This is a genomic window from Rahnella sp. P4_A8 (assembly GCF_056402435.1).
Genome location: NZ_JBFUHK010000099.1, coordinates 1 through 7,428 on the forward strand (window position 1 = coordinate 1; position 7,428 = coordinate 7,428).

The 7,428-nt window shown below is 54.5% G+C and carries 8 protein-coding genes and 1 pseudogene; 6 read left to right on the forward strand and 3 right to left on the reverse strand.

Going from position 1 to position 7,428, the window contains the following annotated elements:
- The coding region (locus AC1DUO_RS22600) for a hypothetical protein (protein ID WP_477988850.1) at positions 1–205 on the forward strand (205 nt) is incomplete at its 5' end.
- Positions 206–298: 93 nt separating this feature from the next.
- Here AC1DUO_RS22600 and AC1DUO_RS22605 read toward each other — a convergent pair.
- Together AC1DUO_RS22605 and AC1DUO_RS22610 are read right to left on the reverse strand one after the other, a co-directional pair.
- Positions 299–655 carry a nuclear transport factor 2 family protein gene (locus tag AC1DUO_RS22605; RefSeq protein WP_037034580.1) on the reverse strand — a complete coding sequence of 119 codons (357 nt, stop codon included), beginning with the start codon at positions 653–655 and terminating at the stop codon, positions 299–301.
- Between the two features lie 298 nt (positions 656–953).
- Positions 954–1,742, reverse strand: coding sequence for an arylamine N-acetyltransferase family protein (locus AC1DUO_RS22610; protein ID WP_037034582.1), 789 nt, complete (start codon positions 1,740–1,742; stop codon positions 954–956).
- 98 nt (positions 1,743–1,840) lie between these two features.
- Between AC1DUO_RS22610 and AC1DUO_RS22615 the strand changes: the two genes are divergently transcribed.
- Complete coding sequence (locus AC1DUO_RS22615; protein WP_119261776.1) at positions 1,841–3,277, forward strand: aminotransferase-like domain-containing protein; 1,437 nt, start codon at positions 1,841–1,843, stop codon at positions 3,275–3,277.
- 119 nt (positions 3,278–3,396) lie between these two features.
- On the opposite strand, the gene AC1DUO_RS22620 is transcribed toward AC1DUO_RS22615, so the two are convergent.
- Positions 3,397–4,317, reverse strand: coding sequence for a DMT family transporter (locus tag AC1DUO_RS22620; protein ID WP_119261777.1), 921 nt, complete (start codon positions 4,315–4,317; stop codon positions 3,397–3,399).
- 239 nt (positions 4,318–4,556) lie between these two features.
- On the opposite strand from AC1DUO_RS22620, the gene AC1DUO_RS22625 reads away from it, so the two are divergent.
- From AC1DUO_RS22625 to AC1DUO_RS22640, 4 genes and pseudogenes are all read left to right on the forward strand, one after another.
- Complete coding sequence (locus AC1DUO_RS22625; RefSeq protein ID WP_041689107.1) at positions 4,557–5,396, forward strand: transporter substrate-binding domain-containing protein; 840 nt, start codon at positions 4,557–4,559, stop codon at positions 5,394–5,396.
- A gap of 3 nt (positions 5,397–5,399) precedes the next feature.
- On the forward strand, positions 5,400–6,110 hold the full coding sequence (pxpB, locus tag AC1DUO_RS22630; protein ID WP_013576012.1) for a 5-oxoprolinase subunit PxpB: 711 nt from the start codon (positions 5,400–5,402) through the stop codon (positions 6,108–6,110).
- Between the two features lie 11 nt (positions 6,111–6,121).
- Positions 6,122–7,108, forward strand: a complete 987-nt coding sequence (locus AC1DUO_RS22635; RefSeq protein WP_183065314.1) for a 5-oxoprolinase subunit C family protein — start codon at positions 6,122–6,124, stop codon at positions 7,106–7,108.
- A gap of 116 nt (positions 7,109–7,224) precedes the next feature.
- Positions 7,225–7,428 (forward strand): annotated as a pseudogene (locus AC1DUO_RS22640) (IS110 family transposase); the annotation flags it as partial.

Consider the following 7,428-nt stretch of genomic DNA (forward strand, 5'->3'; position numbering starts at 1 on the left):
TAAGAAGATAGAAAAATCGTTGGGGTCACTTACATCAGAATGTGAAATATTCCCGGTCGCTGAAGACCTTTTCGGCATTTCAATTCCAGAGCGAATTCTCTCATCCGTGGGTGAAGATGTTGTTCTACAGAAACTTGAACAACTCAAGCGTTTTGACCTTTGGCAGGGGGCCTGGCAAGAACCCAAGCGACGTTGGCTTTGGTGAGTTTCAGCTTTGAGCGGGGAGCTGACATTGGCTTTTCATGCCTGTAAGAGATACCCACCGGGCTGATGGTTTTTTAGCGTGTCATTGCCAAAATTATACCGCACCCGCCTCTGGTGTTCCCTGATGGAAAGCCAACTCCCATTGCCCCTTGTCAGAATACACCCAGCAAGAAGAACGTAGGGATGCTCGGCTGCCGTCCGAATTAAACGTCTTGTAGTGCAGAATGGCGCAGTACTCTCCCATGCTGATCAGCCGGAAATCACTGCTAAGAATGATCGTTGGACTTAATTCGCCAGTCAAAGATGCTATCGTCTCCGCGCGGTCAACTATTACACCTGACCGTGTGATTTCCCGAAATTCGGGATGCAATATCTGTTCAAGCCATTTCCGATCATTCCGCCGGACACCGTGAAGACTGCATTCAAGTGCTTTCAGCTTTTCCAAGAGCATTTTTCTCCCCCTAATTGAACCCTGACAGTTGAATGAATTTATCATAATAACCAAGGCTAATCTTTAATGCCCCCGAGAGGTAACTTCCGCTTTTGGCACAGGAGTACCAAAGGGCAGCTACAAGCAAAGAGCAGACATTAATTACCTGCTCAATGAAGGGTCTATTAGCATCAGTGTTGCAATTGAATTAAAAACACCTCCAGACCATCCTGTGTTGAATGAGTCGTCTGCGACAGGTATACCAGCCAGCCCTCTGTATATTTCATGAGGATAAATAGAGGGAAGGCTGTGCTCAGGATTACACTGTCTTCCCGATGTATTGCGGTGCAGGCAGAGCAAAGCGGTTTTTCAGGACATGGGCAATATCGTCTTCCGTCAGTTGCTGCTTTTCTACGCCCTCTGCGGTGATCGTCTTCAGCACATTCCCTAGCAAAATCAGCCGACCCTCGGGGACGTGCTGCACGATCAGTAACTTCTGCACAAAGATGGCATCAGGATGGGTGGAGTTGAGGTAGTTGGCCGGGACGAAATCAATCCACTCCTGGGGTGACAGATCAAAACTGTATTGATTGGCCCATTCGCCCTCCACCTTCGCTTGTAGCAGGTACTCGTTATTACCGTCACGGATAAGTCGGAAAGTGTCGAAATCCTGTTCGATGTCGGTATCTGGCATGTCTATGGCGATCGGTGCGCGAATACCGTAGCTGCCGAACCCTAGATCGCAAAGCCACAGGCGGTCATCGACTTCAGCAATTAATGCCATATGCGTTTTCGGTCGGCGTGCCGGGTAGAACATCGGACGAGCTGCAACGAAACGGTAGGTAATACCTAAAGCGCCCAACGCCATTGCAAATAGCCCATTGACCTCATAGCAGTATCCACCACGACCTCGTTGTAACAGCTTGTCTGCAATGTCTTCGGGTACCAGGGAGACGACTTTGCCAGCCTGCACATCCAGATTCTCGAAGGGCACCGAAAAGAGTTGATGACGCATGAGCGCGTGCAGCGTGGCGGTATCGGCGGCTGCATGCCCGGTGTAGTTTATACGACGAAAATAAGTCGAAAGGTCGAAGTTGTCGCTATGCATAATGCCTCCTTGATTGCTCGGGTTCGGCACTACTATAGAAGGGCCGCATCATTGTCTGTATAGTCAGATTTATCGAAAATCAGACTGTACAGTTCGCAATGTCCGTCCCACGTCTGTTGTCCCCACATTACCGCCGGATTGCTGAAATGCTGCGCCTTACCCTTGCATCAGGTGTATTGCGAGCCGGCGACAGGATGATCTCCGCGCGTAAACTGGCCGAACGCGAGCAAGTTAGCCTCCCAACGGCACTGGAAGCACTTCGTTGTCTTGAGGCCGAAGGCCTGATTGTTGCGCGTCCGCGTTCTGGCTACTTCGTTTGCCAGATAAACACACCTCAGAACATGCAGTCATCCCATCATTTACCTGGCCCGGTCCCCGTGACAATGTCAGCAGTAGCCCGTTCACTATTCAGCAGCGCAGAAGCCCGTCTGGTGCCACTTGGCGCAGCGCTGCCCGATCCACTATGGCTGCCAACAGATACGCTACAGCGGGCGTTGCAGACTGCAAGCCGTCGCCTGGACGCACACGGTCAGAGCTACAGCCTGCCGCCGGGAAGGGCAGACCTGCGCAGAAATATAGCCGTACGCGCTGCACAGTGGGGTGCCCGTTTTGGTCCGGATGATCTCGTCATTACGGCTGGCGCGACGCAGGCACTGCGTCTGGCTCTGCGGGCTGTATGTCAGCCTGGTGATGTAGTGGCCATTGAGCAACCCGCCTACTTCGGTACGCTCCTGCTGCTGGAGGACCTAGGCCTCAAGGCATTGCAAATCCCCACAGATCCCGCTGAAGGCTTGTTGCTGGCACCTCTGGGTGAAGCTATTCAGCGCCACCGTCCCGCAGCCGTGCTGGCTTCGCCCACGGTGCAAAACCCACTCGGTGCCAGTATGCCCGTCACCCGCAAGCAGGAACTTGTTGCGCTGATTGAACGTGCAGGCATCCCTTTAATTGAGGACGATGTATATGGTGACCTGGCCGGTGAGGGGCAGCGTCCTCCGGCCTGCAAGGCCTTCGACCAGAGTGGGAGTGTGATTTACTGCAGTTCATTATCCAAAACCCTTGCCCCGGGCTGGAGAATCGGTTGGATTGCGGCAGGACGCTACCACACGCAGGTATTGCAGGCCCGCATGGCCGGGGATTGGGCAGGCGCACCGCTGCTTGAAGCAGCCGCGAACGATATACTGGCAAGTGGAGACTACGAACGTCATCTGCGGCGCCTGAAGCTCCGGGTCACGGAGGGAGTACACGCCGTTATCGCCCGGGTCAACGCAAGCTTCCCTCCGGGCACTCGTGTTGCCGTGCCGACAGCCGGTTTCTTATTGTGGATAGAACTTCCGCATCCGCTGAATGCGTTGGTGGTACATCGTCGCGCGCTGGCGCTGGGCATTGGTGTCAGTCCTGGCCTCCTGTTTTCCCCGGGGGCGGAATTTCAGAACTTCCTGCGGTTGAATTGCGCGAATGAACCCTCGCCCACCTTGCTCAATGCAGTGGAACAGATCGGTGCGCTTTGTCATGAACTGGCTGGTCAGCGCGAATGACTCATACATGCCTAAGTCCACACTAATCCCTCTGCTAAAGGTAAGCACACCCGTTTTAGTTCCACGCACGTTTGAGATATCCGGGAGGAAATCAGGATGCTTACCGCCCCCTTACTCCCCTACTTTGCTGATTTGATAATAGCCGTTCTGTTTATACGCCTCTCACTCAATAAGGCGAAAATTCCGGCTGCGGCCACGATTGACGCACCGGCCAGCGTGGAAGATGACGGAAAACTGTCGAGGAACAGAAAACCAAGCATCATCGACCAGACCATCGTGGTGTAATCAAAAGGCGCCAGCAGCGACGCATCGGCGTAACGCAGGCTCAGCGTAATCAGGATCTGTGCCATTCCGCCAAGAAAGCCGCAACCGATGAGCAGTAAAAGCTGCAAGCTAGTCGGGATTTTCCAGCCGAAGAAAATCGTCGCCAGACCAATCAGCATGGTCATCAGCGAGAAGTAGAAAACGATCGCGCCCGGTCTTTCGATGCCATTTAAAAAACGGATTTGCACCGAAGATACCGCCGTACACATCGCCGCCAGCAGCGCCAGAATCACGCCCAGCCCCGCCGAAACCTGCTTAAAACTGCCCGAGAGCAGCGAACCGCTGTCTGTCAGATGCGCCCACAGCATGACGATAATGCCGGTGAAACCGATGCCCACCGCCAGCCAGCGGGCAGCGTGAACATTTTCACGCAATGAAACCGCGGCCATGACCACCGTGAATAGCGGCGCGGCGTAGCTTATCGCCGTGGCATCCGCCAGCGAGATATACACTAACGCCAGATAGTTAAAATACATTCCCCCCGTGCCGGAAAAGCCGCGAATTAAATGGCCGAATATATTCTTCGTTTTAATTTGGGGGAAAACAGGGCCCTGCAATTTGAGCCAGATCAGCAGCGGGAATAAGGCAACGAAAGAGCGAAAAAATATCACTTCTCCGGTAGGTATATTTCCGCCCAGCCCTTTCACGCAGGCCAGCATTAATGTGGCACACAGGGCTGATAATATTTTTAGCGAAATACCCATTCTGGCGTTCATTATTAACCTTCGTTCCTGGTGAGCAGCGGGATGAATCTGTCCGCTATTCTGGCAGAGCCGCCTTTTTCCCGGTCATACAAAAAGCGTATCGCCATACAGGGTTTACTTCTTATACAACGCCAGGGTGAGCTTATATAGTCGGGCTGACTCATAAAGAAACCACAGCCAGTTTTGCTCACAGTGAGCCAGGGGAAGTTGTCGTCACACACTGCTAATTAAAAAATCCCGGAGAATGAATGATGAAACTGAAGTTACTGTCTTGTTCCTTGCTGGCGTTGCCACTGATGGCGGCCTTTTCCTCTGCGAAAGCGGATGTTCTTTCTGATATTCAGGCACGCGGTTCACTCAATTGTGCCGTGTATTCCGATGTGCCGCCGTTCTCGTCGCCGGATCCGAAAACGCGCCAGCTTGCGGGAATGGACGTCGATTTATGTACGGCGTTAGCCAAACAGATGGGCGTAAAACTCAATCTGATGCCGACGTCTATTGAAGCGCGTATTGCGGTGATCGCCACTGGCCGCGCCGACGTGCTGATTGCCAATCTGGCGTATACCAAAACGCGCGGCCAACAGATTCAGTTCAGCGATCCGTATTACGTGGCGAAAGAAGTACTGGTGGTGAAAAAGCCCAACGTCGATAAAACTCGTGCGGATTTTAAAGGCAAACGCATCAGCGCCACCAAAGGCACAACGTCTGAACAATCGATATATCTGGCAGGCGCAAAAGCCGTGACCTTCCAGGATGCTGCGTCGGCCTTTCTGGCGCTGGAACAGAACAAAGCGGTGGGCTTTGTGACCAACACCATGACCGCCATCAAAATGATTTCTCAGGCCGGAAAAGACGGCATTGAACTGGGGATGATCAAAGAGCCGATGGCGCTGGAGCCGATCGGCGTCGGCATGAAAAAGGACGAACCGGCATTGCTGGCGAAGGTTAACAGCAGCCTGAAAGCGATGGATGACGACGGCACCATCGATAAAATCTGGGATACCTGGATCGGGCCAAATACCGAATACAAAATGGTGCGCGAAGACAAAGTACAGCCGCTCTCCAGCCTTAAATTCGAACCTCTGGAATAACCGATGATCACTGCGTCGCACGAGGCGCCTTCCCGCGCCTCTTTTATTCTTGCCAGTCAGGGCGACAACATCAAAATCTCCACCATCGGCAGCCGTGCCTGGCTGATTGAAGCACCGGGAGATTTCGACCTGCCCGCCCAGCGCCGCATCTGGTCACTGGCGGTCGCATTGCGTGCGCGTGATGATATCGAATCACTGATCCCCGGCGTGACCAATTTGCTGGTGCTGTTTCGCCAGACACCGGCAGATTACGACGCCACCTTTGCCCTGCTGGTGGCCGCCTGGGAACAGGCACAGGCCGTTCATCCGCAAGGCAAGCTGATTGAAATTCCGGTGATTTACGGCGGCGAACATGCCACCGATCTGGACGCGGTTTGCCAGCATACCGGGCTTTCGCCGCGCGAGGTCATCCGCCGCCATTCTGAGGGTTGCTACACGGTGTTTTCACTGGGCAGCGCGCCGGGTTTTGGCTATCTCCACGGGCTGGATCCGTCTCTTGCCACGCCGCGTAAAAAAGTCCCCTCGCTGAATATGCTCAAAGGCACCGTGACCATCGGCGGCGCACAGACCGGGATTTCCGCGCTGACCGGGCCAAACGGCTGGAACGCCATCGGATTCGCCGAACTGACGCTGTTTGACCCGCAGGCAGAGAATCCTGCGCTGATGGCACCGGGGGACAGCGTGCGCTTTCTGCCAGAAAGGATTGAATTGTGACTGAACCAGCCGTGATTGAAATAGTGAAAACCGGCCCGCTGAATACTGTTCAGGACGCGGGCCGCAGCGGATTCCGGGATATCGGCGTGTCTGTCAGCGGCGTGATGGATCCGCTGGCGTTTCACGCGGGCAACATCATGCTGGGCAATGACGAAAACGCCGCCTGCATTGAAGTGCAGATGTTTCCGTTTAAGGTCCGGTTTCTCGCCGATACCAGCATTGCCATCACCGGCGCAGATTGCCGCACGAAGCTCGACGGTACAGATCTTCCGCCCTGGTGGGCGTGTTCCGTCCGCGCAGGGCAGGAGCTGGAAATGCAGTTCCCGCGTTACGGTGCCCGCAGCTATTTGTGCGTCGCCGGAGGCATTGACGTGCCGGTCGTTATGGGCTCGCGCAGCACCGCGCTGCGTGGTGGTTTTGGGGGTTTAGACGGACGACCGCTGGAGAAAAACGATCGCCTCGCGGCGGGTAAAAACACCGCATCTCCCCTGCCTGCGCAAGGTATGGGCATCGAGCCGCCGGAGATCGCGCTGGCAAACGTATTCCCGACCAGCACTGAGGGATGCGTGCAACTGCGGGCTATTCCCGCCGGAGAATATTCGCTGTTTGAAGCCGATCTTCCCCGCTTCTGGTCGCAGCCGTGGAAAGTGTCCCTGCACAGCAACCGCACCGGTTACCGCTTATCCGGCGCGCCGGTCACGCCCTCGAAAGTCATCGAAATGCGTTCATACGGTTTAGTCCCCGGCATCGTTCAGGTTCCGCCTGCCGGCGAGCCGATCATTCAGCTGGCTGACGCCAATACCGCCGGAGGCTATCCGAAAATTGCCGGAATTATTGAAGAAGATTTATGGCGTCTGGCGCAGGTTCAGCCCGGTCAGAGCATTCAGTTGATCAAAAGCGATGCACGCGAAGCCATTGCTGTTGCGGCGCAGATCAGCCAGTGGCTCACCCGCCTGCGCGATAGCATTATGCCGGTGAAGAAAATCATGGGGGTTTAAAATGCCCTATGGATGAAACAGAAAACGGGCCAGAAAAGGCCCGTTTAATAAGATGGTCACCCCCACCCTGTGAGCGGTACGCTGACAGGGTGTTTTTCTTTCTGAAGGGGATCATCATGCAAAACGTTACGCTCATCGGTATTGACCTCGGCAAGCATTCGTTCCATGTCCACGCTCAGGATAAAAACGGTAATGCATTGCTACGTAAGAAGTTTTCCCGCAACCCGTTAACCGCCTTTCTCTCTACTTGTSCCGCTTCTACCGTTGTTATGGAGTCCTGTGCGGGCGCCCATTTTATGGCCCGGCACATCAGCCAGTTC